General features: G+C 71.9%; 23 protein-coding genes and 1 tRNA gene. 14 read left to right on the top strand and 10 right to left on the bottom strand.

Annotated elements, in window-relative coordinates:
* The first annotated feature begins 166 nt into the window (after positions 1 to 166).
* The 4 genes from ACP7BP_RS16280 to ACP7BP_RS16265 all read left to right on the top strand — a co-directional run bounded on the left by ACP7BP_RS16280 (position 167) and on the right by ACP7BP_RS16265 (position 3951).
* Positions 167 to 1603, top strand: coding sequence for an alpha,alpha-trehalose-phosphate synthase (UDP-forming) (locus ACP7BP_RS16280; protein WP_426246072.1), 1437 nt, complete (start codon positions 167 to 169; stop codon positions 1601 to 1603).
* Positions 1604 to 1641: 38 nt separating this feature from the next.
* Positions 1642 to 2331: a GAF and ANTAR domain-containing protein gene (locus ACP7BP_RS16275; protein WP_426246071.1), complete on the top strand. Its 690-nt coding sequence runs from the start codon at positions 1642 to 1644 to the stop codon at positions 2329 to 2331.
* A 79-nt stretch (positions 2332 to 2410) separates the two neighbouring features.
* Complete coding sequence (locus ACP7BP_RS16270; RefSeq protein ID WP_426246070.1) at positions 2411 to 3634, top strand: YibE/F family protein; 1224 nt, start codon at positions 2411 to 2413, stop codon at positions 3632 to 3634.
* 71 nt (positions 3635 to 3705) lie between these two features.
* Entirely contained in the window at positions 3706 to 3951 is a 246-nt protein-coding gene (locus tag ACP7BP_RS16265; protein WP_426246069.1) for a hypothetical protein, read from the top strand.
* Here ACP7BP_RS16265 and ACP7BP_RS16260 read toward each other — a convergent pair.
* Entirely contained in the window at positions 3942 to 5534 is a 1593-nt protein-coding gene (locus ACP7BP_RS16260) for a glutamate synthase-related protein (protein ID WP_426246068.1), read from the bottom strand. The genes ACP7BP_RS16265 and ACP7BP_RS16260 overlap by 10 nt on opposite strands.
* A 69-nt stretch (positions 5535 to 5603) precedes the next feature.
* Between ACP7BP_RS16260 and ACP7BP_RS16255 the strand changes: the two genes are divergently transcribed.
* The 4 genes from ACP7BP_RS16255 (at position 5604) to ACP7BP_RS16240 (ending at position 10957) form a co-directional block, all read left to right on the top strand.
* Positions 5604 to 6716 (top strand): alpha/beta fold hydrolase, encoded by a 1113-nt coding sequence (locus ACP7BP_RS16255; RefSeq protein WP_426246067.1) that lies wholly within the window; start codon positions 5604 to 5606, stop codon positions 6714 to 6716.
* Positions 6717 to 6828: 112 nt separating this feature from the next.
* Positions 6829 to 8193 carry a sulfatase gene (locus ACP7BP_RS16250; protein ID WP_426246065.1) on the top strand — a complete coding sequence of 455 codons (1365 nt, stop codon included), beginning with the start codon at positions 6829 to 6831 and terminating at the stop codon, positions 8191 to 8193.
* Positions 8190 to 9524: an MFS transporter gene (locus tag ACP7BP_RS16245; protein WP_426246063.1), complete on the top strand. Its 1335-nt coding sequence runs from the start codon at positions 8190 to 8192 to the stop codon at positions 9522 to 9524. The genes ACP7BP_RS16250 and ACP7BP_RS16245 overlap by 4 nt, the downstream gene beginning before the upstream one ends.
* Positions 9521 to 10957, top strand: coding sequence for a pyridoxal phosphate-dependent decarboxylase family protein (locus ACP7BP_RS16240; RefSeq protein WP_426246061.1), 1437 nt, complete (start codon positions 9521 to 9523; stop codon positions 10955 to 10957). Before ACP7BP_RS16245 ends, ACP7BP_RS16240 begins: the two co-directional genes overlap by 4 nt.
* A gap of 150 nt (positions 10958 to 11107) precedes the next feature.
* On the opposite strand, the gene ACP7BP_RS16235 is transcribed toward ACP7BP_RS16240, so the two are convergent.
* On the bottom strand, positions 11108 to 11515 hold the full coding sequence (locus ACP7BP_RS16235) for an MmcQ/YjbR family DNA-binding protein (protein ID WP_426246059.1): 408 nt from the start codon (positions 11513 to 11515) through the stop codon (positions 11108 to 11110).
* Positions 11516 to 11615: 100 nt separating this feature from the next.
* On the opposite strand from ACP7BP_RS16235, the gene ACP7BP_RS16230 reads away from it, so the two are divergent.
* Together ACP7BP_RS16230 and ACP7BP_RS16225 are read left to right on the top strand one after the other, a co-directional pair.
* Complete coding sequence (locus ACP7BP_RS16230; RefSeq protein ID WP_426246058.1) at positions 11616 to 12308, top strand: uracil-DNA glycosylase; 693 nt, start codon at positions 11616 to 11618, stop codon at positions 12306 to 12308.
* 27 nt (positions 12309 to 12335) lie between these two features.
* Positions 12336 to 13109, top strand: a complete 774-nt coding sequence (locus ACP7BP_RS16225) for a dioxygenase (protein ID WP_426246056.1) — start codon at positions 12336 to 12338, stop codon at positions 13107 to 13109.
* 17 nt (positions 13110 to 13126) lie between these two features.
* On the opposite strand, the gene ACP7BP_RS16220 is transcribed toward ACP7BP_RS16225, so the two are convergent.
* The gene (locus tag ACP7BP_RS16220; RefSeq protein WP_426246055.1) at positions 13127 to 14122 is read right to left on the bottom strand and encodes a hypothetical protein; all 996 of its coding nucleotides are present in this window, start codon (positions 14120 to 14122) and stop codon (positions 13127 to 13129) included.
* Between the two features lie 45 nt (positions 14123 to 14167).
* On the opposite strand from ACP7BP_RS16220, the gene pdxY reads away from it, so the two are divergent.
* Positions 14168 to 15019 (top strand): pyridoxal kinase PdxY, encoded by an 852-nt coding sequence (gene pdxY, locus ACP7BP_RS16215; protein ID WP_426246054.1) that lies wholly within the window; start codon positions 14168 to 14170, stop codon positions 15017 to 15019.
* An 88-nt stretch (positions 15020 to 15107) separates the two neighbouring features.
* On the opposite strand, the gene ACP7BP_RS16210 is transcribed toward pdxY, so the two are convergent.
* The 3 genes from ACP7BP_RS16210 to ACP7BP_RS16200 all read right to left on the bottom strand — a co-directional run bounded on the left by ACP7BP_RS16210 (position 15108) and on the right by ACP7BP_RS16200 (position 16892).
* A complete protein-coding gene (locus ACP7BP_RS16210) occupies positions 15108 to 15512 on the bottom strand; it encodes an HNH endonuclease signature motif containing protein (protein ID WP_426246053.1) in 405 nt (134 codons plus the stop codon).
* 34 nt (positions 15513 to 15546) lie between these two features.
* Positions 15547 to 15619 (bottom strand) — tRNA-Thr (locus ACP7BP_RS16205).
* Between the two features lie 64 nt (positions 15620 to 15683).
* Positions 15684 to 16892: a DUF4032 domain-containing protein gene (locus ACP7BP_RS16200; protein WP_426246051.1), complete on the bottom strand. Its 1209-nt coding sequence runs from the start codon at positions 16890 to 16892 to the stop codon at positions 15684 to 15686.
* A gap of 290 nt (positions 16893 to 17182) precedes the next feature.
* Here ACP7BP_RS16200 and ACP7BP_RS16195 point away from each other — a divergent pair, with 290 nt between their 5' ends.
* Positions 17183 to 18361, top strand: coding sequence for a GNAT family N-acetyltransferase (locus tag ACP7BP_RS16195; protein ID WP_426246049.1), 1179 nt, complete (start codon positions 17183 to 17185; stop codon positions 18359 to 18361).
* 12 nt (positions 18362 to 18373) lie between these two features.
* Here ACP7BP_RS16195 and ACP7BP_RS16190 read toward each other — a convergent pair whose 3' ends face one another.
* From ACP7BP_RS16190 to cysS, 3 genes are read right to left on the bottom strand one after another with little or no spacing between them, the layout of a single operon-like run.
* Complete coding sequence (locus ACP7BP_RS16190; RefSeq protein ID WP_426246047.1) at positions 18374 to 19882, bottom strand: metallophosphoesterase; 1509 nt, start codon at positions 19880 to 19882, stop codon at positions 18374 to 18376.
* A 7-nt stretch (positions 19883 to 19889) separates the two neighbouring features.
* Positions 19890 to 20852, bottom strand: a complete 963-nt coding sequence (rlmB, locus tag ACP7BP_RS16185; protein WP_426246046.1) for a 23S rRNA (guanosine(2251)-2'-O)-methyltransferase RlmB — start codon at positions 20850 to 20852, stop codon at positions 19890 to 19892.
* On the bottom strand, positions 20852 to 22261 hold the full coding sequence (gene cysS, locus ACP7BP_RS16180; RefSeq protein ID WP_426246045.1) for a cysteine--tRNA ligase: 1410 nt from the start codon (positions 22259 to 22261) through the stop codon (positions 20852 to 20854). Before cysS ends, rlmB begins: the two co-directional genes overlap by 1 nt.
* Positions 22262 to 22346: 85 nt before the next feature.
* Here cysS and ACP7BP_RS16175 point away from each other — a divergent pair, with 85 nt between their 5' ends.
* On the top strand, positions 22347 to 23546 hold the full coding sequence (locus ACP7BP_RS16175) for a C39 family peptidase (protein WP_426246043.1): 1200 nt from the start codon (positions 22347 to 22349) through the stop codon (positions 23544 to 23546).
* 6 nt (positions 23547 to 23552) lie between these two features.
* Here the strand turns inward: ACP7BP_RS16175 and ACP7BP_RS16170 are convergent, their stop codons facing one another.
* Positions 23553 to 25064, bottom strand: a complete 1512-nt coding sequence (locus ACP7BP_RS16170; RefSeq protein ID WP_426246042.1) for a molybdopterin-dependent oxidoreductase — start codon at positions 25062 to 25064, stop codon at positions 23553 to 23555.
* A gap of 32 nt (positions 25065 to 25096) precedes the next feature.
* Here ACP7BP_RS16170 and ispF point away from each other — a divergent pair, with 32 nt between their 5' ends.
* On the top strand, positions 25097 to 25585 hold the full coding sequence (gene ispF, locus ACP7BP_RS16165; RefSeq protein WP_426246040.1) for a 2-C-methyl-D-erythritol 2,4-cyclodiphosphate synthase: 489 nt from the start codon (positions 25097 to 25099) through the stop codon (positions 25583 to 25585).
* Positions 25586 to 25605 lie beyond the last annotated feature (20 nt).

Genomic DNA, 25605 nt, shown 5'->3' with positions numbered 1-25605 from the left:
TCTCCCCGTGTGCGCGGCGTGTGATGGGACCCATCGTAGGCGACGAACCACACGGATGTCATTCGGCTCCGGCGAGTCGCGGGGACGACCTGGGCCACCGAGCCCGACCTGCTCGCTCCGCGCTTCGGGTGAGGCTGGGGCCCTCGAGCCGCATTAGGGTGGTCGCGTGAGCGCATCCGGGCAGGCAGACCTCGTCATCGTCGCCAACCGGCTGCCCGTGGACCGGGTGCCCGAGGCCGAGGGCGGGGGCTGGCGCCCCTCCCCCGGCGGCCTCGTCAGTGCGCTCGAGCCCGTGCTCCGAGCCAACGACGGCGCCTGGATCGGCTGGCCGGGAGACACCGAGGAGGAGCTGGAGCCCTTCGTCGAGAACGACATGTCGCTGGTGCCGGTGCACCTCACGGCCCAGGAGGTCGAGGAGTTCTACGAGGGCTTCTCCAACGGCACCCTGTGGCCGCTCTACCACGACGTCGTGGCCAAGCCGAGGTTCCACCGCGAGTGGTGGGACTCCTACGTCACGGTCAACCGGCGGTTCGCGGCGAAGGCCGCCGACGTGGCCGCCAAGGACGCCACGGTCTGGGTGCACGACTACCAGCTCCAGCTGGTGCCCCAGATGCTCAGGGAGCTCCGGCCCGACCTGCGCATCGGGTTCTACCTGCACATCCCCTTCCCGCCCGGTGAGCTCTTCCAGCAGCTGCCGTGGCGGCGGCAGATCCTCGAGGGGCTGCTCGGTGCCGACGTGGTCGGGTTCCAGCTCCCCGGCGGCGCCCAGAACTTCATCCGGCTGGTGCGCCAGCGGGTCGGCCACAAGACGCACCGCGACCTGGTCTACCTGCCCGACGACCGCACGGTGCGCGCCGCGGCGTACCCCATCTCCATCGACGCCGCGGGCTACGAGAAGCTCGCCCGGTCCGACGCCGTCGACGAGCGGGCGGCCGAGATCCGCGAGGCTCTCGGCAACCCCAGCAAGCTCTTCTTGGGAGTCGACCGGCTCGACTACACCAAGGGCATCATCGCCCGGCTGCGCGCCTTCGGCGAGCTGGTCGCCGACGGCGAGCTGGACGTCGAGGACGCCATCTTCGTGCAGGTGGCGACGCCCTCGCGCGAGCGGGTGGAGCAGTACATCCTGATCCGCGAGGAGATCGAGCAGCTGGTGGGCCGGGTCAACGGCGACCTGGGGCGCATCGGGCGGCCGGCGATCTCCTACCTCCACACGTCGTACCCCCGCGAGGAGATGGCCGCGCTCTACCGCGCCGCCGACGTCATGGTCGTCACGCCCTATCGCGACGGGATGAACCTGGTCGCGAAGGAGTACGTCGCCTGCCGCTACGACGACGACGGGGCGCTGGTGCTCTCGGAGTTCGCCGGGGCGGCGAACGAGCTGCGGCAGGCGTGGCTCGTCAACCCCTACGACATCAACGGCCTGAAGCAGACGCTCCTGGACGCGAGCCGGTCGACCGCGAAGGAGCGCACCAGGCGGATGCGGGCGATGCGCAAGACCGTCGTCGAGAACGACGTCAACGCGTGGGCGGCCTCGTTCCTCGAGGAGCTCTCGCAGGTGCGCGAGTCGCACGGGAAGCCGCTGCGTCCTGCGCGGGGCTCCTGAGCGACTCAGAGTGACATGCAGATGGGAGGGACGAAGCGATGAGCGACAGGGCCGGACAGTTCAACACCCAGCTCTCGGCCGCCGTCCGGTCGATGCAGGGCGAGACAGGCACCCAGGAGACGCTGGACCAGGCCGTCACCAGCGCCACCACCATCATCCGCGGCTGCGACCTGGCGGGCATCTCGATCGTGCACAAGAACGGCATCGACACGCCGTCGGGCACCGACGAGGCCACCCGCCGCATCGACGAGCTGCAGTACGCACTCCAGCAGGGGCCCTGCTACGACGCGCTGCGTCACCGGGAGACGGTGCAGAGCAGCGACCTCAGGACCGACGAGCGGTGGCCGGAATGGGGGCCCACCATCGCGCGTGAGCTCGGGGTGCTCAGCAGCCTGAGCTACCGGTTGTTCGTCACCGACGACAGCCTCGGGGCCATGAACCTCTACTCCCTGCGCACCGACGGCTTCGACGACGACGACGTGATCCACGGGCTCGCACTCGCCGCGCACGTCGCCGTCGCGGTGGCCGGGGCGCAGAACGCCGAGCACCTCGAACGCGCGATCGTCGCCCGCACCGTGATCGGTCAGGCGGAGGGCATCTTGATGGAGCGCTTCGGCCTCTCCGCAGACAAGGCGTTCTACACACTCTGCCGGATCTCCCAGGACCGCAACGAGAAGCTCAGTGCCGTCGCGGAGCGGCTGATCCGCACCCGGGAGACCCCCCAGTAGTCCATGGCCGCCGGCCGGCTCCGCAGGCGTCCCGGTCACCGGCGCCCGGGCCGAGCACCCGCACCCCTACGATCGCCCGGTGGGCAGCGGACACCAGCACGGCGCAGACCTCGACGACGTCCGGACCCGCGCAGCGGCACGCGCCATCCTCCTGGCCTTCCTGGCGGTCGTCGGCGTCGCCACGGTCGTCGGCCTCCTGGTGATGTGGCCCGGCGACGCCGGGCGCCCGAGCCAGGACTTCACCGCGCCGGGCGTCACCTTCGAGGACGCGGAGGTGGTGGACGTGCTGCCGGCGTGTCCCGTCGATCTCCGGGACATGGAGAACGCCGACGAGTGCGGACAGGTCCGGGTCTCCGTGCTCAGTGGCCCCGACCGGGGTGACCCCGCGATGGTGCAGGTGCCCCTCGAGGTCCAGGGGTCCGGCCTGCGGGGCGGCGACGAGATCACGGTGCTGCGCACGCCCAACACCGGCGCCGCGCCGTCGTACGCCTTCTTCAGCGTGCAGCGCAATCTGCCCCTCGGCGTCCTGGCCGTGGTCTTCGTGCTGGTGGTCGCCGCGGTCGCGCGGCTGCGCGGCCTCCTCGCGCTGCTGGGGCTCGGGTTCGGGGCGTGGCTGATCGTGACCTTCATGCTGCCCGCCCTCACCGCGGGCAGCACCGGCCTGGGCGTGGCGCTGGTCGGCTCGTCGGCCATCCTCTACGTCGTCCTGTACCTCGCGCACGGCGTCTCCGTCCGCACCAGCGCCGCGCTGGCCTCCACACTCGTCGCGATCGGCATCACCGCAGCCATCAGCGCGGTGGCCATCGGAGCGACCCGGCTCACCGGCGTCTCCGACGACAGCGGGTCGGCGCTCACGTCGTTCGCGCCGGACATGGACTTCCAGGGCCTGCTCACCTGCGCGGTGATCGTGGCCGGGCTCGGCGTGCTCAACGACGTGACCATCACCCAGACGTCGGCCGTCTGGGAGCTGCGCGGCGCCGCACCCGGGCTGGGCCGGCGTCAGCTGTTCACCCGCGGGATGCGGATCGGGCGCGACCACATCGCCTCCACGATCTACACCATCGTCTTCGCCTACGCCGGCGCCGCGCTCTCCGTGCTGATCCTGCTGTCCTTCTACGACCTGCCCGCCACCGTGCTGCTCTCCCGGGAGGAGTACTCCGAGGAGATCGTGCGCACCCTCGCGTCGGCCATCGGGCTCGTGCTCGCCGTGCCGATCAGCACGCTGCTCGCCACGCTCACCGTCGGTCCGCCCGCAGGGCACGACGGCCGACCGGTCCGCGGTCGCCGGCGCGCGGGCTCCTGAGTGACTCCCCCACGAGGCGCCTGTCGGGAACTGTCGGCGCCTGGCCCTAGTGTCGGGGCTGTGAAGCGACGATGAGCAAGATGGATGGCCTGCGAGCGATGCGCGAGGCGCGCGCCGAGCAGGCGGCGGCACGCGCGGCCAAGTCCCCGGCGCCGCCCAAGGCGGCGAGCCGGCCGGCTGCCCGGCCGGCCGAGGTCCGCGCCCCGGCAGGCGCGCCCGCCTCCCCTGACCCGCAGCTGTGTGGCCACCGGGCGATCAGTGGCCGCACGTGCACGCGGGAGCACGGGCACACGGCCAAGAGCCACCGCTACTCCTGAGCAGGGCTCCGCGGTGGCACCGCGGCGGCTCCCTCACCCGGTGCCGGCTCAGGCGGCTCGAGGTCGCCGCACATGACGTCGGTGATGTCCTTGGCGATGGCGCCGGAGAGCGTGCCCCACCCGGGCTCGTAGCCGTAGAGCTCACCGAGGGTGATGGTCTTGGACTGGCCGTCGAGGATGTCGACGTCGTCGGGGGTGATCAGCGACGGGTGCACCACCCCGACCGCCTCGGAGACCTTGAGCAGGTCGCGGCGCATCGAGACGAGGTAGTTGGCCACCCGCACGCTCTTGAGGCCCACGTCGAGCCCGCGGGTGAACCGCGGGTTCTGGGTCGCCACCCCCACCGGGCAGTGGTCGGTGTGGCACTTCTGCGCCTGGATGCAGCCGATCGCCATCATCGCCTCGCGACCGACGTTGATCATGTCGGCGCCGAGGGCGAAGGCCACGACGGCGTTCTCCGGGATGCCCAGCTTCCCGGCTCCGATGAACGTGACGTCGTCGGCGAGCCCGGCGGCCGCGAAGCGGCGGTACACCTGGGTGAAGGCGACCCGGAAGGGGTAGGCCACCGAGTCGGCGAAGATCATCGGCGCCGCCCCGGTGCCGCCCTCGCCGCCGTCGATGTTGACGAAGTCGACGCCGCGCTCGCGAGGCAGCATCGCCTCGATCAGGTGGTCCCAGAACTCCAGGTTGCCGACCGCCGACTTGATCCCGACGGGGAGGCCGGTCTCGTCGGCGACCATCTCGACGAAGTCGAGCATCGAGTCGACGTCGTGGAAGACCTCGTGCCGGCTCGGCGACGCGCAGTCGACTCCCCGCGGGATGCCGCGGATCGCCGCGATCTCCGCCGATACCTTCTCCCCGGGCAGCATCCCGCCCAGGCCGGGCTTGGCGCCCTGGCTGAGCTTGATCTCGATCGCGCGCACCGGCGCGGAGGCGACCAGCTCCTTGAGCCGGTCGATGTCGAAGCGGCCGCGCTCGTCGCGACAGCCGAAGTACGACGTACCGATCTGGAAGACGACGTCGCCGCCGTTGCGGTGGTACGGCGAGAGCGCGCCCTCGCCGGTGTTGTGCAGCGAGCCGACCATGGCGGCGCCCTTGTTGAGCGCCTCGATGGCTGCGCCCGACAGCGACCCGAAGCTCATCCCCGAGATGTTCACCACCGACTGGGGGCGGAAGGCGTGGGTGCGGCCGCGGGGGCCGCCGAGGATCTTGGCCGCCGGCAGCGGCACCTTCTCGTCGCCGTGCGGCGCGGTCTGGGCGCCCGGCCCCATGAAGGTGCGGTGCTTGATGATCGGGTAGCCCTCGACGTGCTCGATGTCGTTGTCGGTGCCGAACCCGAAGTAGTTGTTCTCCAGCTTTGCGCTGGCATAGATCCAGCTGCGCTGGTCACGGGTGAACGGGCGCTCCTCGTCGTTGGACGCCACGACGTACTGCCGCAGCTCAGGGCCGAACCGCTCGATGAAGAACCGCGCGTGCCCGACCACCGGGAAGTTGCGCAGGATCGCGTGCCGCTTCTGGGTCAGGTCGTGCGCCGCCACTCCACCGAGGGCGGCGGCGCCGAGTGCCGCGAGCGTCCACTTCATGCGTCAGGTCTAGTCGCGAGCGGCACGCTTGTCGACCACCCCAGTGGGTGATGCGCGTATCTTGCCCCCATGGATCTGATCCCGAAGCCCGATCAGGTCGTCGCGGCGGCGGGCAACGTCGCCCACGCGCTCGTCAACGGCGGGCTGGCCGACCTGCGGCCGATGCCGCGGACCCTGATCGACGAGGGCGACCGGCGCGAGGTCTACCACTACCGGCCGGCCGCGCAGGTGGTCGAGACCGGCGACCCGGTGCTCCTGGTGACGCCACTGGCCGCGCCCTCCCTGTGCTTCGACCTGCGCCGGGGCTGCTCGCTCGTCGAGCACCTGGTCGGCGGCGGCCGGCCGACGTACCTCGTGGAGTACGGCCAGGTGTCGGTCAAGGACCGCTGCCTGGGCATCGAGCCGTGGGTCGACGAGGTCGTGCCGGCCGCCGTCCGGGCGGTGTCGGCGCACGCGGGCGGACGTCCGGTGCACGTCGTGGGCTGGAGCCTGGGCGGGATCTTCGCGCTGCTGGCCGCAGCCGACCAGCCGGAGCTGCCGATCGCGTCCCTGACCCTGCTGGGCGCACCGCTCGACACCGCTGACGTGCCCATCGTCGCCCCCGTCCGACCGCTGCTGGACCTCGGTGGCGCGGAGGGCCGCAGCGCACTCAGCCGTGCCTACCAGGCCCTCAGCGCCGCCCAGCCCCTGGTCAGGTGGGCCGGCCAGCTGTCGTCGTTCCAGAGGCTGGTGGCCACGCCGCTCGCCCTGGCCGTCCGGCTCGACGACCGTGACTTCCTCGCCCAGGTGGAGGCGGTCGACCACTTCACGTCGCGGATGACCGCCTATCCGGGGCGCACCTTCGGGCAGCTGTACCACCGGTTCATCAAGGGCAGCCGACTCGCCGACGGCGACTTCATGCTCGACGGGCGCACCATCTCACTCTCGGCCGTCTCCGCTCCGGTGCTGGTGTTCGGCGGCGCCGACGACGTCATCACGCCGATCGCCGCCGTGCGCCCGGTGCTTCCGCTCCTCACGGGCTCGCGCGAGGTGCGGTTCGAGGTGGTCCCCGGAGGTCACCTGGGCATGCTGACCGGTCGCGCGGCGCGGGACACGACCTGGCGCGTGCTCGACGAGTGGGTGGAGCAGTGGTCCACGCCTCCCGCGACCGGCCCGGGACCGGGTGGCAGGAAGGCCCGCTGACCGAGGTGGGCGTGGCGCGCCTGGTCTCGGCGTATCGGGCCGAAGCGGCCGTAGGGGTCGTTACGCTCGCCCCGCCACACCGCACCCTCTCGACCCACGCCAGGAGACGTCCATGAAGCCGCTCGCCCACCCGAGCCGTCGGGCCCTGCTGGGCGGCGTCCTGGGCGGCACCGTGGCCGGCCTGCTGCCCGCCGCGGCCGGGCCGAGCGCGGGGCGACCCGCCGTACGCCGCCCGAACATCCTCGTCGTGTCCATCGACGACCTGGGCTGGCGCGAGCTGGGCTGCTACGGCCACGAGTTCAACGAGACCCCCGAGATCGACCGGCTGGCGAAGGAGGGCATGCGTTTCACCAAGGCGTACGCCGCGGCGCCGCTGTGCTCCCCCACGCGCGCCGCACTGGTCAGCGGGCTCTACCCCGCCCGAACCGGCATCACCGACTTCCTGCGCCCCGAGCAGGCGCCGGGCATGCACTTCCTGCCGCCCCGCACCCACAGCCTCCCCGAGGCCCTGGCCCGGTCGGGCTACACCAGCGGCCTGATCGGGAAGTGGCACCTGACCGAGGACTACAGCGGCCGCTACCGGTCCCGGCTGGCCAACCCCTACCGGCTGGGCTTCGACGAGGTGCGGGCCTCCGAGACGCGCTACATCGGGGACGGCGACTACGTCGCGCCGTACGCGTTCATGCCAGGACTTCCGGGCCCTCGCGGCGAGTACCTCACCGACCGGCTCGCTCGGGAGGCCTCCGCCTACATCACCCGGCACCGCGACCGGCCGTTCTTCCTGCACGTCTCCAACTACGCCGTGCACACCCGTCTGCAGGGCAAGCCCGAGCTGCTGGCGAAGTACCGCGCCAAGCCGGGCGCGACGCGGCCCGGCAGCTCGCCGGTGCTGGCGGCGATGCTCGAGAGCGTCGACCAGCAGGTCGGCCAGATCGTGCGCACCCTCGACCGGCTCGGGCTCACCCAGGACACGCTGCTGATGGTCACCTCCGACAACGGGGCGCCGCGCCACGACGCCAACCGTCCGCTGCGCGGCGGCAAGGGCCAGCTCTACGAGGGCGGCATCCGGGTGCCGCTGGTGGCCCACTGGCCGGGCACGGTGGCCGCCGGGCGCGTCGACGACACCATGACGAGCACCATCGACCTGCTGCCGACGGCGGTCGAGCTGGCCGGGCGCACGCCGCCGCGCGCGGTCGACGGCCTCAGCATCGCGCCGGTGCTCACCGGGACCGGGCGGCTCGACCGGGAGACGCTCTACTGGGTGCACCGGCCCCGGTTCCGGCGGGCCGACACCCGCGCCGCCGTCCGCGTGGGCGACCTCAAGCTGGTCCGGCAGGCCGGCCGCGCCGAGCTCTACGACCTCGGCTCCGACCCCGGGGAGCGCACCGACCTGGCCCGCCGCAAGCCCAAGACCGTCAAGGGCATGCAGCAGCTGTTGCGGACGCACCTGCGCGACGTCGACTCGGGCGTCCGATGACCGTTGCCGGCGCACTCCCCCGCAGCGTGCGCTTCGGCTACGGCTCCGGCTCCGTGGCGACCGGCGCGTTCGGCACGGTGCCCGGCCTGATGCTGCTGCCCTACCTCACCGACACCCTCGGCATCGCGGCGCTCTGGGCCGGCCTGATCGTCTTCGCGCCGAAGGCGTGGGACGTCGTGCTCAACCCCGTGGCGGGCCGCATCAGCGACCGCACCGACGACCCCCGCGGCCCCCGGCGGCCGTGGCTGCTGCGGGCCGGGCTGCTGCTCGCCGTGAGCTTCGCGCTGATCTTCGCCGCGCCCGACCTGGGCTCCGCCTGGCTCGGAGCCCTGTGGGTGCTGGTGTTCTTCCTCGCCTGCGCCACGGCGTACGCGTTCTTCCAGGTGCCGTACGTCGCGATGCCGGCCGAGATGACCACGTCGTACGACGAGCGCACCCGGCTGATGACCTGGCGCGTCGCCATCTTGGCGTTCACGATCATGCTGGCCGGCGCCACGGCGCCGCTGATCCGCGACGGCATCGGCGGGCGCGGCGGCTACCGCGTGATGGGCGTCGTGATGGCGGCGATCATCGTGGTCGGTGTCGTCGGTGCGTACGCCGGCACGCGCCGCGCGCCGGTCGGCAGCGTGTCGGCGGGGGCCGGGTCGCTGCGGGAGCAGCTGAGGGTCGTCGCCGGGGCGCGCGACTTCCGGCTGCTGCTGACGACGTTCGTGCTGCAGGCGCTGGCCACGGGCTGCATGCTCGCCGGCGTCGACTACCTCGCCTCCGACGTGCTCGACCGTCCCGGCGCGGGCACGATCCTCTTCGTCTGCTTCGTCGGCCCGGCTCTCGTGCTGACCCCGGTGTGGGCGCGCGTCGGCACCCGGTGGGGCAAGAGGCAGGGCTATCTCATCGCATCGGTCGTGCTGGCCTCCGGGGCGCTGCTGGCGGTGCTCGCGCGGTCGGCGCCGCCGGCCGTGGTGTTCGCCGCGACCGCCCTGGTGGGCGTCGGCTACGCCGGCTGCCAGGTCTTCCCGATGGCGATGCTGCCCGACGCCGCGGCGGTCGACGCGCGCCGTACCGGCAGCAACCGCACCGGCGTCTACACCGGCGTCTGGACCGCCGGCGAGACCCTGGGGCTCGCGCTCGGGCCGGGCGTCTTCGCGGTCGTGCTCGCGATCGGCGGCTACCGCTCCTCGACGTCGGGGAACGTGGCACAGCCCGACTCGGCACTGACCGCGATCACACTGGGCTTCTCGGTGCTGCCGGCGGTGCTCACCGTGGTGAGCCTGTGGTGGCTCACGCGCTACTCCCTCGATGCCGCCCAGGTCGATGAGAGGGTCTCCGGGTGAGCGATCCACAGACCCATGCACTGCAGCGGCTCCGTGAGATGCAGCAGGGCGACCTGCCCGTGCACGGCGGCCGGACCCTGGCCTACGTCTACGACTCCGGCGACAGCGAGGTCGCGCGGGTGGGAAGCGAGGCGGTGGCGGCGTACGCCGCCTCCAACGCTCTCGACCCGACCGCGTTCCCGAGCCTGCTGCAGATGGAGAACGAGCTGGTCGGCTTCGCCTGCGACCTGCTCGACGCCCCGCCCTCGGCGGTCGGCAGCGTGACGTCGGGAGGCACCGAGTCGGTGCTCCTGGCCGTGCAGGCGGCTCGCGACAGCCGTCCGTCGGTGACGGCGCCGAGCATGGTGATCCCGTCGACCGCGCACGCGGCGTTCCACAAGGCAGCGCACTACTTCGGGGTCCGTGCCGCGGTGGTGCCGGTGGGTGCCGACTTCCGCGCCGACGCGGCCGCGATGGCGGCCGCGATCGACGAGTCCACCGTGCTCGTGGTGGCCTCGGCGCCGTCGTACGCCCACGGCGTCGTCGATCCCGTGACCGAGATCGCCGCAGCGGCCGCGGCGGCCGGGGTGCGCTGTCACGTCGACGCGTGCATCGGCGGCTGGGTGCTGCCGTACGCCGCGCGGCTGGGTCGCCCGGTGCCGCCGTGGACCTTCGCGGTGGAGGGCGTCACCTCCATCTCGGTCGACACCCACAAGTACGCCTACGCGCCCAAGGGCACCTCGCTGCTGCTGCACCGCACGTCGTCGCTGCGCCGCGCGCAGTTCTTCGCGTCGGCGGCGTGGCCCGGCTACACGATGCTGAACTCCACGATGCAGTCGACGAAGTCCGGCGGCCCTCTCGCCGGGGCGTGGGCTGTGCTGCGGACGATCGGCGACGACGGCTACCTCCGGCTCGCTCGCGAGGTGTTCTCGGCCGTGGACCAGCTGGCCGCCGGAGTCGAAGCCATCCCTGCCCTGCGCGCCGTCGTACCCCCGGACTCGACGCTGCTCGCCGTCGCCACCGACGACACGTGCGACCCGTTCACGGTCACCGACGAGATGCTGGCGCGCGGGTGGTACGTCCAGCCCCAGCTGTCCTACGACGGCGGCCCGCCGACGATCCACCTGTCCGTCAGCGCGGCAACTCTCGCCCGTGTCGACGAGCTGCTGGCCGCCTTCCGGGAGTCCGTCGCCGCCGCACAGGCTGTGGGTCCCGTGGCCGTCGACCCCGCGGTGGTCTCCTTCATCGATGCCCTCGACCCGACGACGCTGGGCGACGACGACTTCGACGGCCTCCTCGCGACCTCCGGCCTGGTCGGCGAGTCCGCCGACGGCGGCCTGGCGCTGCCCGAACGGATGGCCCCGGTCAACGCGATGCTCGACGTCGCCGCCCCCGCCATGCGGGAGGCCCTGCTCGTCGCCTTCCTCGACCGGCTGTCGCGCCCGGAGCGGTGACGGCGCCTGCCTGTCTGTGGACCGGTCGACGCGGGTTGATCAACCGTTCGACCAAGGCGGGCGTTGGTCGAACGCTTGATCAACCCGTGAGGACCCTCCGGGCAAGACTGACGGTCGCCGTACCGAGAGGCTCGAACGAGGAGCGGCTGCTCAGGCGAGGCCGCGCTCGGCCAGCCACTTCCTCGCCGCCGTCTTGGACGCGCGCGCCAGCCAGGCGTCCTGGACGACCTCGGTGATCTCGTCCACGTCGAGCCGATCGATGTGGGCGCCGCGCAGCAGCACCGACGGGTGCCCGTCGAAGTGCGGCGTCGTGAAGTACGGCGAGGACTCGTCGTCGACGAGCGCGTGCTTGGCCTCCTCCGACTCCACCCAGAACACGATCACGTCGTCGTACCGCTCACCGGTCTCGGGGTCGAACGCGTCGGGCCGCGGGTTGCGGAAGAAGACGAAGCTGCGCCCCGACACCTGATAGACCGCGCGCCCGCCCTCGACCAGCTTCACCCCAGGCATGGCCTTCGCCACCGTGTGTACGTCGTCGACCTGTGCGCGCCGGGCCATGGTGGGACTGTATCGACGCCTTGGTTTCGAGGCTCCTCGCTGCGCTCGTCACACCTCAACCAGCGGCGAGCTGGGCTCGGCGTACGGCAGACTTCCGGCCATGGGAGCGCTGGCGGGACTGGTGGAACGCGGGCTGGTGGCCCCCGACTGGGCGGAGGCCCTGGCGCCGGTCGAGGACCGCATCACGGCGATGGGACGCTTCCTGCGTGAGGAGCTCGCCGCGGGGCGGCCCTACCTGCCGGCCGGGGACGACATCCTCAAGGCGTTCGCGCGGCCGCTGGCCGACGTACGCGTGCTGGTGGTGGGCCAGGACCCGTACCCGACGCCCGGCCACCCGATCGGGCTGAGCTTCGCGGTGGCTCCCGACGTGCGGCCGGTTCCGCGGTCGCTGGCCAACATCTACGCGGAGCTGCGCACGGACCTCGGCATCGACCCGCCGGCCCACGGCGACCTCACGGGCTGGTCCGATCAGGGGGTGATGCTGCTCAACCGGGTGCTGACGGTGCGTCCCGGCGAGGCTGCCTCACACCGCGGCCGCGGCTGGGAGCAGGTCACCGAGTGCGCGATCACCGCACTGGCCCGTCGCGGCGGTCCGTGCGTGGCGATCCTGTGGGGCCGCGACGCCCAGTCGCTCAAGCCGATGCTCGGGCCGATCCCGTGGGTCGAGTCGGCGCACCCCTCGCCGCTCTCCGCGAGCCGCGGGTTCTTAGGGTCGAAGCCGTTCAGCCGGGTCAACCGGCTGCTGGTCGAGCAGGGCGGAACGCAGGTGGACTGGCGATTGACCCGGGAATAAAGTTGAATTCTGGATCATTATGGCTACATGACCTCCCGTATGCCCGCGCTGTACCTCGGCCACGGCGCTCCGCCCCTCCTCGACGACCCGACCTGGTCGGGGCAGCTGGCCGCCTGGGCGGCGGACCTCCCGCGCCCGAAGGCGATCCTCATCGTCAGCGCCCATTGGGAGTCGGCGCCGGTCAGCCTCTCCGCCAGCAGTGCGCCGCTGGTCTACGACTTCGGCGGCTTCGACGCGAAGTACTACCGGATGACTTACGAGACCCCTGATGCCACCGCGCTCGCGGGCCGGGTCGCCGCGATGATGCCCGACACCGAGCCCGTGCACCAGCACGCGTCGCGCGGACTCGACCACGGCGCGTGGGTGCCGCTGCGGATCATGTACCCCGACGCGGACATCCCCGTGCTGCAGATGTCACTGCCGACCCAGGACCCGGTCCAGCTGATGAGGCTCGGCGAGCGGCTGCGCCCGCTGCGCGACGAGGGTGTGCTGATCATCGGCTCGGGGTTCCTCACCCACGGGCTGCCGTACCTCACCGAGTTCCGCATCGACGCCCCGGCGCCGGGCTGGTCCCGTGAGTTCGACTCGTGGGCCGGCGAGGCGCTCGCGCGCGGCGACGTCGATGCGTTGGCGTCGTACACGTCGAAGGCGCCGGGCATGCCCTATGCGCACCCGACGGTCGAGCACTACACGCCGCTGTTCGTCACCCTCGGTGCGGCCACCGATGCTGAGGCGCCCGGCACCCAGGTCATCGACGGGTTCTGGATGGGACTGTCGAAGCGGTCGTTGCAGGTCGCGTGATCCAGGCCATCACCGAGTCACTCCACCACTGAGCCGGTGACCGTCGGCCGCGACTGGCGACCCAGGTAGAAGATGCCCGGGATGGTCTCGAAGCCGTCGCTCGGGTTGTCGCGCAACGTGGAGTCGACGATCGTCAGGTGGCCGCTGCGGTCGTTGGAGACGAAGAAGATCGCACCACCCCCCTCGCGGGCGTGGTTGCCCTCCATCCGGGTGTTGCGTACGACGATCTCGAAGTCGTTGCCATCGGCGTAGACCGCCGCTCCGCTGCCCCCGCCCGTGGTGCCGGGGCGGGCCGGGTTGGCACCCCGACCGGTCGCCTCGTTGTCGGTGAAGACGCTGTCGGTGATCTGCCACGAGACGCCGATGCTGCTCAGCCCGGAGCCGTTGCTGCACCGGCCGCGGCGGAAGGTGCTGCCGTCGATCCGGACCGGCCGGTCTCCCCATTGGTCCAGGGCGCGCACGGCACCGCCGCCGACGTCGGGGCCCGACGACTTGCAGCGGTTGCGGGCGAACGTCGAGTCGGCGATGACCAGCTGGCCGCCGCGGGCGTAGATCGCGCCACCGCTGCCGCTCTCGTCGTCCGACCCGGTCGCGTGACCGCGCCTGAGGGTCAGTCCCTTCACGACCAGCTTGGGGTACTGCTGGTCGTCGCAGTGGTCGGTGGTCCACGTCTGCCGCTGGTCGCAGGTGTTCTGGTAGAGGATCCGCCGCTTGCCGAGGCCGTCGAGGGTCACCCGGCCGCCCCCGTCGATGCGCACGACCCTGCTGGTGTTGACCACCTTCGCGGTGGCCCTCATCTTGATCGTCTTCTGCTTCGGACCGCAGTCGAACGTGATGGACCCACCCTGCGCGACCGCCTTGACGACCGCGGCCGACGTGCAGCTCGACGGCGTGCCGTTCCCGATCACGCGCTTGGCGAGCTGGGCCTGCGCCGGCGGCGTGCCCGCACCGACTGCCGGCGCGAAGGGGACGGCTAGGCCGAGGGCGGTGGCGAGGGCGAGGAGTGCACGCATCCCGTCGAGAGTAGGCCCCGAACCGTGCGTGGGAGAATGCCCACCGTGAAGATCCTGTCGATCCAGTCCTCGGTCGCCTACGGCCACGTCGGCAACTCCGCCGCCGTCTTCCCGCTCCAGCGACTCGGTCACGAGGTCTGGCCGGTCTTCACGGTGCACTTCTCCAACCACACCGGGTACGGCGCGTGGCGGGGGCCGCTGCTCTCCCCCGACGACGTCCGCGAGGTCATCGTCGGCATCGAGGAGCGAGGCGTGCTCGGCGAGGTCGACGCGGTGCTCTCTGGCTACCAGGGTGGTGCCGGCATCGCCGACGTGATCCTGGACGCCGTGGCCCGGGTGAAGGCGGCCAACCCGAAGGCGACGTACACCTGCGACCCCGTGATGGGCAACGCCAAGTCGGGCTGCTTCGTCGACCCGGCGATCCCGCCCGTCATCCGCGAGCGGGTGGTGCCGCGTGCCGACCTGATCACCCCCAACCAGTTCGAGCTGGGCTTCCTCACCGACACCCGCCCGGACACCCTCGAGTCGACCCTCGCCTCCGCCGACGCGGCGATGGCCATGGGGCCGTCGACGGTGCTCATCACGTCCGTGCAGCGGCCCGACCGCCCAGCCGACACCCTCGAGATGATGGTGGTGACCGGCGAGGGGGCCTGGCTGGCGCAGACGCCGTACCTGCCCCTCAAGGCCAACGGGTCCGGCGACGTCACGGCGGCGCTCTTCACCGCGCACCTGCACGAGACCGGCTCGCCGGCCGAGGCGCTGGGGCGCACGACCTCCAGCGTCTTCGACCTGCTGAAGAACACCCTCGACTCGGGCGAGCGAGAGCTGCGGCTGATCGCCTCGCAGGACACGTTCGCCGAGCCGCGGATGCAGTTCGAGGTCACCCAGGTGCGGTGATCAGGGTCGCTGGGAGTGCCACCTCGACATCGCGGCGACCGAGAGATTCGGAGCCGGTGACGACTCCCTCACAGGTCGCGTGAGCCGACTAGTACGACTGCCCGCTTGCATACCGCTGGCGTCGGGCGTATCGGCCGCGTCCGCTGTTGCGATTCTTGTACGTCGTCAGCTGAGAGTCGCAGTTCGGGCACACCAGTCGGAGGTTCGCCCGCACGTTGTTGTCGGCGTCGCCGTCGATGTGGTCGAGCACGAACACCAGTTCGCGGTCGCACCAGGTGTCAGGACCGTCGCAAACTGCGCAGCGGCCACGTTGTTCGAGCATGAGGAACGACCGCACGTAGTGACCACGCTTGGATGCGGGATAGCCCTGACCGGTAGCCAGCCAAGCCTCCACGAGATCGCGCTGTTGCTTACGGCGTTGGCATGCGTTGCTGCAGAACTTGCGACCGACGCGCCCTGCACAGACCTTCCCGCACCCCACACACTCGAACATGAGGTGACGGTATCCAGCGGTGGGGACACTGAGGAGCCGGTGACGGGACTCGAACCTGCGACCGTCCGCTTACAAGGCGGATGCTCTACCAACTGAGCTACACCGGCGTGCGCCGAAGCGGCGCGCGCACATGCTAGTTGACCACGCGACGCGGCCGCGGTCCGGCGGTCCTCACTCCGCGGTGGTGATGGCCTCGTCGGGCCGCCGGCTCAGCTCGTGCTCCATGTAGTCGCGGGCGGCCTCGAAGATGTCGACCTCGTGGCCGGCGCGCTCCGAGAGGTACCACCGGTGCACGAGAAGCTCGTGGTAGACCTCCGCCGGCTCCAGCTTCCCCCGTGCCTCGGGCGGGATCATCGCGATGATCGGCTCGTAGATCTGGGTCATCCAGCGGTTGGCGACCAGGTGCCGGTCCTCGCGACCGAGGTCGAAGTGCGCCGTGAACGACGCCAGGTCGTTGAGGATCCGCCGGGCCTGGTTGTCCTCGACGTTCATCCCGGTCAGCGCCTGCAGCTCCCGCCGGTGGTGTCCGAGCTCGACGACCTTGGGCTGGATGCGCACGGTGTCGCCGTCGAAGTCGGTGACGATGTCGATCTCCTCGACGTCGAACCCGAGGTCGTTGAGGCGCTCGACCCGCTGCTCGATGCGCCACAGGTCCTGGGCCGAGAACTCCTCCTCCTGGGTGAGCTCGGCCCACAGCACCTCGTAGCGGGCGCGGAGGTGCTCGACGACGTCGTGCCCCTGGGTGCCGGTGTCGACGGCACCGCTGGCCTGCAGGTCGAGGAGCTCGGCGAAGACGTTCTCGCAGCCCACCGTGACGTCGTACTCCCGCATCCGGTCGCTGATCTCCTGGCGCAGCTCGCCGGTCTCGGCGTCGACGAGGTACGCCGCGAACTCCCCAGCGTTGCGGCGGAAGAGCACGTTGGAGAGGGAGACGTCACCCCAGTAGAAGCCGGCCAGGTGCAGCCGCACGAGCAGCACCACGATGGCATCGATCAGGCTCGGCAGGTTGTCGGCGGTGAGGCCGTGCGAGAAGAGGCTGCGATAGGGCAGGGAGAACTGCAGGTGGTGGGTGATCAGCGCGGCCGGAAGCTCCTCGCCGTCGGGGTCGACGCGGCCGGAGACGACACCGTGAGGCACCACGGCCGGCAGGCCGAGGCGCTGCATGTCACGCAGCGTGGAGTACTCCCGAAAGGCGATCGGCTCGTTGGTCTCCTTCACCGCGTAGGTGTGCGAACCGAGGCGGATGATGCGCACGACGTGGCGGGAGAGGCCGCGCGGGAGCGGTACGACGTACTCGTCGGTCCACTCCTCCAGCGGCGTCGACCACGGCAGGGTGAGGATCGCCGGGTCCGGACGGCTGGCCACGATGCGCAGCGCCATGTCGGCAGGTTAGCCCTGTAGAAGCCCTGGGGCGGTCCGAGGAGAAGCTCGTGCCGTTGTTGGAACGTTCGCGCAACGGGCGTTGCTGGAACGTTCGCACCAGAGATGCGGCCGTTGTTGGAACGTTCGCGCAACGGGCGTTGCTGGAACGTTCGCACCAGAGATGCAGGCGTTGTTGGAACGTTCGCGCAACGGGCTATGCGCGAACGTTCCAACAACGGCGGGGCCCTCTCCGGGACCGGCGACAATCCCCACGACCGCGACACCCTGCTGGCCCTACATTGGCGTCCGTGGAGACCCGCAGCCTCACCGCAGCCGACCTGCCGCAGATGACCAGCCTCGCCAAGGAGGCGTTCGGTGACTGGCCGGCCGGGACACCGGCACCCGACCCGGCCACCTACCCGCGGCCCGGCCGGCACGACTGGGGCACCCTCGACGACGACGTCCTCGTCGCCCGGGTCATGGGGTTGGCGTACCACTCCTGGTTCCACGGCGTCGAGGTGGCGACCAACGGCATCGCCGCGGTCGCCGTTCGAGCCGAGGCGCGTGGCCAGGGGCTGCTGGACGACCTCTTCCGCGTCGTCCTCGACGAGGGGCTGCGGGAGCGCGGCGAGGTGGTGTCGACGCTCTTCCCGACCGCACCCGGGATCTACCGCCGGTTCGGCTACGAGCTGATCTCCTCCTTCGACGTCGTCGAGGTGCCCACGGCGGCGCTGGCGGCGGTCCGGCCGGGCGACGGCATCACGCTGCGTCGCGCGGACCCGGAGGACCTGGGCGCCGTGAGCGCGGTGTACGACGCGTGGGCCCGGGCCCACAACGGGCCGCTCACGAGGCGCGGACCGTCGTTCACGACGACTCCGCAGGAGTTCGTGGACGCGTTCACCGGCGTGACGCTGGCGTGCGACGCGGACGGCTCGGTGCTGGGCTACTGCTCGTGGGAGCGTGGCTCCGGCTACGACGAGAAGGCCACCATCAACGTCACCGACCTGCTGGCGACGACGTCCGACGCGCTGCGCGCGCTGCTCCGGTCACTCGGATCGTTCGCGACGGTGACCGGTCACGTCCGGATCCCGACCTCCGGCCTCGACCCGATCCGGCTGCTCGTGCCGTCGATGGCATGGCCGGTGTCCACGAGGTACCCCTACATGCTGCGCGTGCACGACGTGATGGGTGCGTGCACGGGGCTGTCACTGCCCGGCCGCGGGCCGGTGCGGTTCTCCGTCGTGGACGACGTGCTGGGCACGATGAACGGCTCCTACGAGCTCACCGGCCCCACGTCGGTCTGCACGCGCGTCGACGACGCCGACGGGCCGGTCTTCACCCCCCGGGGACTCGCCCTCGCCTACGCGGGCGTGACGTCCTGCGCGACCATCCGCACCGCCGGCCTGCTCACCGGCACCACGGCGTACGACGCGACGATCGACGCCCTCTTCGGCGCCCGCGAGGTGCACATCCGCAACTACTTCTGACAGAAGCGACCGTCAGTCGGTCGGGACGGGGACCCAGGGGCCGACCTTGAACCGGCCGTCGGTGCGCAGCAGCACGCTCTGGATGCCTGCCGGCCGGCCCTCGGCGTAGGTGATGAGCGCGACCTGCGCGTCGCGCCGCGGCTTGCTGCCCACCGCGATGGCGTACGCCGCACCGCCCGTCGTGCCCGTCGTGTAGGTCCAGCCGGTGCTGCCGTCCTCGCCGGTCACCGCGGTCGGGCCGACCTCCACGTGCAGGTGCCCGCCCACGACGAGGTCGGCGCAGCCGCGCGCCAGTGCCTCGCGGCCGAGGTTGGCGTCGTGCACGAGGATCGTCGAGACCCGCTCTTCGGCAGCACAGGCGGCGTCGGCCAGCCGGTCGCCGACCTCCTCGAACGACAGCCCGGTCTCGTCGCGCCAGCTGCCGAGGCCGCTCGACCGCGGGTCGTCGACCCCGAGGAGGGTGGTGTCCCCCGGACCGTCGATGACCTCACCGTCGAACGTCGTCCACCCCAGGTCGCTGAGGTAGTCGCCGACGAACGGTCCGTTGTCGTGGTTGCCCGCCACCGCCCAGCGGTCGAGGTCGTCGAAGGCGTTGTCGAGGGAGTCGAGGGAGAAGGCCTCCCACGCCTTGCCCGACGACGTGTCGTCGCCGGCGTCGAACACCGCGGTCGCGCCGCCGGCGTCGCCGATCGCGCGGGCGACCTTGTCCATCCCGATGTTGTCGTGCCGGTCGGAGACCAGCGTCACGACCGTCTCACCGTCCTCAGGCTCGCGCAGGTCCAGCTCGGCTGCGTCCTCGACGGCCTGGGCGTAGAACTCCTTGCTCTTGTCGTACGTCGACAGCGCACTCTCGAAGAGCCGCTTCGAGGAGTCGGTGGCGGCGTCGACCCGGATCTCGACCCCGTCGGCACCGGCAGGCAGGCTGACCTCGTCGCCGAGGTAGTCGGCCAGCGGCACCCACCGACGGGACTCGTCCAGGGACTCGTCGCGGGACTGCCAGGGCTGCCAGAACGCCACCGTGAGGAGCACCAGCGCCAGGGTGCCGACCAGGGCCCGGGGGTGGCGCTGCCGCACCGACTGCCAGAGCTCGCGTCGGCGGACCGGGCCCAGCAGGAGGTAGACCACCACCGGCAGGCAGCCGACCGCGGCACCCCGCAGCACCGCGGCCACGGCCATGTCGACGACCAGGCGCCGCGCCTTCTCGATCTGCGCGTCCGGCTCGGCGGCGATCAGCGCGTAGCGCTGGAACAGCTCCCCTGTCGATGCCGCCTCGGTCTTGCCGAGGTCGATGGTGACGCCGACCGGGCCGGCCGTGGCCATCCGGAAGTTCGGCAGCACCGGGCCGGTCCGCAGGACCGCGTGGCCGTCGAAGCTGGGCCGTAGCACGGCGTCATGGCTGGCCAGGACCGTCTCGCGGCTGCTGGTGAGGAACAGCGTCGTCGCCGTCGCGGTCGACAGCACCAGCCACACCGCCGCAAGAACGACCCAGCGCAGCGTGGTGGCGTGCCGTGGTCGGCGCATGATGGGTTCAGCGGGAGGCGCGGGCCTGCGCCACGGCGTACAGCGTGACCGAGGCGGCCACACCGGCGTTGAGCGACTCCAGCTGGTTGGCCATCGGGATGCTGACGAGCTGGTCGCAGGTCTCGGCGACGAGCCGCGACAGGCCCTTGCCCTCCGAGCCGACGACGATGACCAGCGGCCCGGTGGCCAGCCCGTCCGCGGAGACGAGCTCGGGCAGGGTGACGTCGCCGTCGGCCGCGAGCCCGACGACCATGCATCCCGCCGACTGGTAGGCCTTGAGCTGGCGCACCAGGTTGACCGTCTGGGCGACCGGGGTGCGGGCCGCGGCGCCTGCCGAGGTCTTCCAGGCCGACGCGGTCATGCCGGCCGCACGGCGCTCGGGGATGACCACGCCGTGCGCCCCGAACCCCGACGCCGAGCGCACGACCGCGCCCAGGTTGCGCGGGTCGGTGACGGAGTCGAGGGCCACGATGAGCGGCTGCTCGCCGCTGCCGGCACGGTCGAGCAGGTCGTCGGCATGGGCGTACTCGTAGGACGGGATGCGGGCCGCCAGGCCCTGGTGCACCGCGCCGCTGGTCATCTTGTCGAGCTCGGGCTTGGCCACCTCGAGCAGCGAGAGACCGCGCTCAGCGGCCAGCTTGAAGGCCTCGCGCAGCCGGGCGTCGCGGTCGGCGCCCTCGGCGACGTAGATGCCGGTGACCGGGATGCCGGCACGCAGCACCTCGACCACGGAGTTGCGCCCGGCGACCCACTCGGCCTCGGTGCTCTTCGCGGTGCGGCGCCTGGGACGGGCTGCCTCCTCGCGCTCGGTCTTGGCCTTGGCCTTGTAGACCTTGTGGTTGGGACGGTCCTTGGCCTTGGGCGTCGGGCCCCGGCCCTCGAGACCGCGCTTCACCCGACCGCCGGAGCCGATGGTCGGGCCCTTGCCGGACTTGCGGATCGCGCCCTTGCGGGACGAATTACCTGGCATCAGATGCTCCACTCGGGGCCGTTGGGGGTGTCCTCGATCTCGACGCCGGCCGCCTTGATGCGGTCCCGGATGGCGTCGGCTGCGGCGAAGTCCTTCGCCGCGCGCGCCTCCGCGCGCTGGTCGAGGAGGACGTCGACGAGGACGTCGACGGCCTTGGTGAGCTTGTCGGTCTGGGCGGAGGACGTGGTCGCCCAGGCGGGGTCGTGCGGGTGCAGCCCGAGCACGTCGAGCATCGCCTCGACCTGCGCCACGTGGGCAGCGGCGTCCTGGCCGGCGGCGACGGCCTTGTTGCCCTCGCGCACGGTCTCGTGCAGCACCGCCATGGCGGCGGGGGTGCCCAGGTCGTCGTTCATGGCGGCCACGAACGCTTGGGGAAGGTCGTCGAGGCCCGCCGCCGGTCGAGCGGAGCCGAGGCCGGCCCGCTCGAGGAAGCTCTCGATCCGCCGGAACCCGACGGCGGCCTCGTCCAGGGCTTCGAAGCTGAACTCCACGTGGCTGCGGTAGTGCGCGGCGACGAGGTAGTAGCGCAGCTCGATGCCGCGGTAGCTGGACAGCACCGCCGGGATCGTCAGCGAGTTGCCCAGGCTCTTGCTCATCTTCTCGCCGGCGGTGGTGATCCACGCGTTGTGCATCCAGTACGACGCGAAGCCGTGGCCCGCGGCCCGCGACTGCGCCTGCTCGTTCTCGTGGTGCGGGAACCGCAGGTCGACGCCGCCGCCGTGGATGTCGAAGGCCGAGCCCAGGTACTTCTCGGCCATCGCCGAGCACTCGATGTGCCAGCCCGGCCGGCCGGGGCCCCACGGGGAGGGCCACGCGGCGGTCTCCGGCTCGATCTCCTTCTTCCACGACTTCCAGAGCGCGAAGTCACGCGGGTCGCGCTTGCCGCGCGGGTCCGCGTCCGCGGCCGACTCCATGTCGTCGATGCCCTGCCGCGTGAGCTCGCCGTACGCCGGCCAGGAGCGCACGTCGAAGTAGACGTCGCCGGAGCCGTCCTCCGCGGCGTACGCGTGACCCCGGGTGATGAGCTTGCCGATCAGCTCGATCATCTCGGGCACGTGCCCGGTCGCGGCCGGCTCGTAGGTCGGCGGCGCGACGTTGAGCGCGGCGTAGGCCCGGTCGAGCTCGCGGTGCATCGCGTAGGCGAGGTTGTACCAGGGTCGGCCCTGCTCGGCGGCCTTCGCGAGGATCTTGTCGTCGATGTCGGTGATGTTGCGGATGAAGGTCACGTCGTAGCCCAGCACCCGCAGCCACCGCTGCAGCACGTCGAAGTTGACCCCCGAGCGCACGTGGCCGACGTGCGGCTCGCTCTGCACGGTCAGCCCACACACGTAGAGACCCGCCTTCCCCTCCTCGAGGGGGACGAAGTCACGGACCTCGCGGGTCGCGGTGTCATGGAGCCTGAAAGTCACCGGCCCATCCTAGGTGCGAGCGCGACGGCACCGGGCATCCTTGAAAGCCGTGACGGATGGGGCTGGTGTGACCTACCGTCGTCTGGTGCGCCACCTTCCCCGTGCCCTCGTCCTCGCCGCCCTCGTCGTGCCCGCGCTGACCCAGCCGTCGCCCACGGTGGCCGCGGCGTCTCGCGGCGAGGAACGGCAGATCGCCCACACGTCCTGGACCACGGGCGGCCAGCTGCGCTCGGGCGACCGGGTCGGCGTGAAGATCGCGAAGGGGTCGCTGAAGCTGAGGAAGCCGGCCGCTCAGCGGACCTACCTGGGCAAGAAGTACGAGTCCGGCAGCTGGACCTCGGCCTGGGCCGAGCCCGGCTTCGCGCTGACCGAGCTGATCCCCTCCTGGCAGGCCACCACCCCAGGCCAGAGCTGGGTGGAGGTCAAGGCCCGCGTCCGTACGGCGACCGCGACCTCGTCGTGGGACGTGATGGGCCGCTGGACCTCCGGCTCGGCGATCCGGCGCACGTCGGCCGGCACGCAGACCGACGACCTCGCCAGCGTCCTCGTCGACACCCTCCAGACAGCGGGTACGACGGGCGCCACCGGCTGGCAGCTCAAGGTGACGCTGCTGCGAGCACCCGGCTCGGGTGCCGCAGTCTCCCTCGACCGGGTCGGCGCGGTCGCCTCGCGGCTGCCCGCCACCGACGACGTGGCCACCTCCGCGCCCGGACCGGGCGCGGGCACCACCCTCGACGTGCCGGCGTACTCCCAGATGGTGCACGCGGGTCACTATCCGCAGTGGGGTGGCGGCGGTGAGGCCTGGTGCTCGCCCACCTCGGTCGCGATGGTGCTCGGCTACCGCGGTGCGACACCGGCTGCGGCCATCGGCTCCGCCGGCCCCGGCCATCCCGACCCGATGGTCGACTACGCAGCCCGGATGACCTACGACCACGGCTACGACGGCACCGGCAACTGGGCGTTCAACACCGCCTACGCCGGCCGCTTCGTGCCGGAGTCGTTCGTGACCCGGCTGCGCAGCCTGCGCGAGGCCGAGGACTACATCGCCGCCGGCACTCCGCTGGTCGTGTCGGTCGCGTTCGGCCGTGGCGAGCTGACCGGCGCGCCCATCTCGTCGACGCCGGGCCACCTGATGGTCATCGTCGGCTTCACCTCCACGGGAGACGTGGTCGTCAACGACCCCGCCGCGCCCACCGACGCGACCGTCCGGCGCACCTACCGGCGCGCGGAGTTCGAGGACGCCTGGATCCCGACGTCCGGCGGGACGGCGTACGTCATCCGCTGACCGGCCTCACGCGTCCGCGACGCTGAAGTCGATGGCGTGCCACCCCTCCGACCCGTTGGGTACGACGTCGACCTCGGCGCCGCTCTGCACGCCGCCGTCCTTGTCGGTGGCCCGCACCCGCAGGATCCGGTCGCCGGGGGTGACGCTCAGGGTGGCCGCCCACTGCACCCAGGTGTCGTCGGTGCCGGGGTTGGCGATCTCGGCGGCCTGCCACGCCCCTCCGTCGAGGGCGACCTCGACCGACTCGACGCCGGTGTGCTGGGCCCACGCGATGCCGCCGACGCGCAGCTCACCGGCCGGGACCTCCGCGCCCGAGGTGGGTACGTCGATGCGGGAGGACAGCTTGACCGGCCCCTGCTCCGACCAGCCGCGCTCGGTCCAGAACGCCTTGAAGTCGCTGAACCGGGTGACCTCGAGGTCGACGACCCACTTGCACGCCGACACGTAGCCGTAGAGGCCGGGCACGATCGTGCGCACCGGGAACCCGTGCTCGAGCGGCAGCGGGCGGCCGTTCATCGCGACGGCGAGCATCGCGTCACGGTCGTCGGTGAGCGCGGTGAGCGGGGTGCCGCACGTCCAGCCGTCGTCACTGGTCTGGAGCACGGCGTCGGCTCCGTCCTGCACGCCCACCTCCTCCAGCAGCGAGGCGACCCGCACCCCGCTCCACCAGGCGTTGCCGATGAGCGGGCCGCCGACGGGGTTGGAGACGCAGTTGAGCGTCACCCAGGCCTCGGTCAGCTCGCGGTCCAGCAGGTCGGCGAAGGTCAGCGTCAGCTCGCGGTCGACCAGGCCGTGGATGCGCAGCCGCCACTCCCCGGGGTCGATCGTGGGCACGGCGATGGTGGTGTCGATCAGGTAGAAGTCCTCGGGGCGGGTGCGCCACGGCGTCACGCCGTCGAGACCGATCCGGGTGCGCGGCGCCGGCTCGCGCCGGGTCACGCCGGGCAGACGGAGCAGGCGGCGGCTCTCCTCGACCCTGCGGCGGCCGACGCCGATGAAGCGGCCCAGGAGGGCGACCGCCGCGGCCCCCGCCCCGATCCCGGCGGCCAGCGCGAGGAACCGGCGCCGCCCGTCGTCGTCCGACCCGGGCCGGGAGGTGGCGCGCCGACCGAGCAGGTCGAGACACACCACCCACGTCAGGAAGCCGATCACGACCGGGATCGCGTCGGTCGCCCGAGCCCCGTCCTGGCTCAGCACCGCGAACAGCCCGAAGGCCGCCAGCGCCAGCCACGCGACCAGCGACCAGCGCCAGGACCGGGAGCCCAGCCACCCGATGACCACGAAGACCACGCTGGTCACCAGGATCACCGTCGAGACCAGCACCGGCTTGTCCGCGGTTCCCAGCAGCGCGATGGCCCGCTCGGCGACGAAGCCGGGCGTCACCCGCACCACCAGCTCCGCCACCGCCACGACCGGCGACTCGCGGATCGTCAGCATCAGCGCTGCGGCGTAGCTCGTCGCGAGGCCGGACAGGCCGGCCACGAGACCGGCCAGCGCCCACCTGCGAGACGAACTCATGCTCCCAGTGTCGCTCAGGGCATGATCGTCGCGTGAGCGCCCTGCCCCCACCGGCCCTGCCCCGCACCGGCGTCGGTGCCGACGTGCACCGTCTCGTCGAGGGCGCACCCCTGCATCTCGCGGGTCTCGCCTGGCCTGACGAGCCCCTCGGCCTGGAGGGTCACTCGGACGCCGACGTGGCCGCGCACGCCGCCTGCGACGCGCTCCTCTCCGCTGCCGGGCTCGGCGACCTCGGCAGCAACTTCGGCACGTCCGAGCCCGAGTGGGCGGGCGCCGCGGGCGCAGCGCTGCTCGCCGAGACCGCGCGCCGGGTGCGCGCCGCCGGCTTCGAGATCGGCAACGTCGCGATCCAGGTCATCGGCAACCGCCCCCGCCTGGGGCCGCGTCGCGCCGAGGCCGAGGCCGCTCTCTCGGCCGCTGTCGGCGCGCCGGTGTCGGTCTCCGCGACGACGACCGACGGCCTCGGCCTCACCGGTCGCGGCGAGGGCATCGCCGCCATCGCCACCGCGCTCGTCGTCTGAGGCCGCGCGGCGGCGCCGTA

The sequence above is a fragment of the Nocardioides sp. LHG3406-4 genome (assembly GCF_049897745.1).
Classification (GTDB): domain Bacteria; phylum Actinomycetota; class Actinomycetes; order Propionibacteriales; family Nocardioidaceae; genus Nocardioides.
The sequence above is the reverse complement of the archived record's forward strand: the minus strand, read 5'-3'. Positions and strand labels throughout refer to the sequence as shown.

Bases quoted from the DNA above. Each gene is read 5' to 3' on its own strand.
- ACP7BP_RS16170 (WP_426246042.1), bottom strand. From the start codon at position 25,064: ATGAGTTCGTCTCGCAGGTGGGCGCTGGCCGGTCTCGTGGCCGGCCTG.
- ACP7BP_RS16250 (WP_426246065.1), top strand. From the start codon at position 6,829: ATGAAGCCGCTCGCCCACCCGAGCCGTCGGGCCCTGCTGGGCGGCGTC.
- ACP7BP_RS16220 (WP_426246055.1), bottom strand. From the start codon at position 14,122: ATGCGTGCACTCCTCGCCCTCGCCACCGCCCTCGGCCTAGCCGTCCCC.
- ACP7BP_RS16230 (WP_426246058.1), top strand. From the start codon at position 11,616: ATGGGAGCGCTGGCGGGACTGGTGGAACGCGGGCTGGTGGCCCCCGAC.
- ACP7BP_RS16235 (WP_426246059.1), bottom strand. From the start codon at position 11,515: ATGGCCCGGCGCGCACAGGTCGACGACGTACACACGGTGGCGAAGGCC.
- ACP7BP_RS16200 (WP_426246051.1), bottom strand. From the start codon at position 16,892: ATGGCGCTGCGCATCGTGGCCAGCCGTCCGGACCCGGCGATCCTCACC.
- ACP7BP_RS16190 (WP_426246047.1), bottom strand. From the start codon at position 19,882: ATGCGCCGACCACGGCACGCCACCACGCTGCGCTGGGTCGTTCTTGCG.
- ACP7BP_RS16225 (WP_426246056.1), top strand. From the start codon at position 12,336: ATGACCTCCCGTATGCCCGCGCTGTACCTCGGCCACGGCGCTCCGCCC.
- rlmB (WP_426246046.1), bottom strand. From the start codon at position 20,852: ATGCCAGGTAATTCGTCCCGCAAGGGCGCGATCCGCAAGTCCGGCAAG.
- ACP7BP_RS16255 (WP_426246067.1), top strand. From the start codon at position 5,604: ATGGATCTGATCCCGAAGCCCGATCAGGTCGTCGCGGCGGCGGGCAAC.
- ACP7BP_RS16245 (WP_426246063.1), top strand. From the start codon at position 8,190: ATGACCGTTGCCGGCGCACTCCCCCGCAGCGTGCGCTTCGGCTACGGC.
- ACP7BP_RS16210 (WP_426246053.1), bottom strand. From the start codon at position 15,512: ATGTTCGAGTGTGTGGGGTGCGGGAAGGTCTGTGCAGGGCGCGTCGGT.
- ACP7BP_RS16275 (WP_426246071.1), top strand. From the start codon at position 1,642: ATGAGCGACAGGGCCGGACAGTTCAACACCCAGCTCTCGGCCGCCGTC.
- ACP7BP_RS16265 (WP_426246069.1), top strand. From the start codon at position 3,706: ATGAGCAAGATGGATGGCCTGCGAGCGATGCGCGAGGCGCGCGCCGAG.
- ACP7BP_RS16260 (WP_426246068.1), bottom strand. From the start codon at position 5,534: ATGAAGTGGACGCTCGCGGCACTCGGCGCCGCCGCCCTCGGTGGAGTG.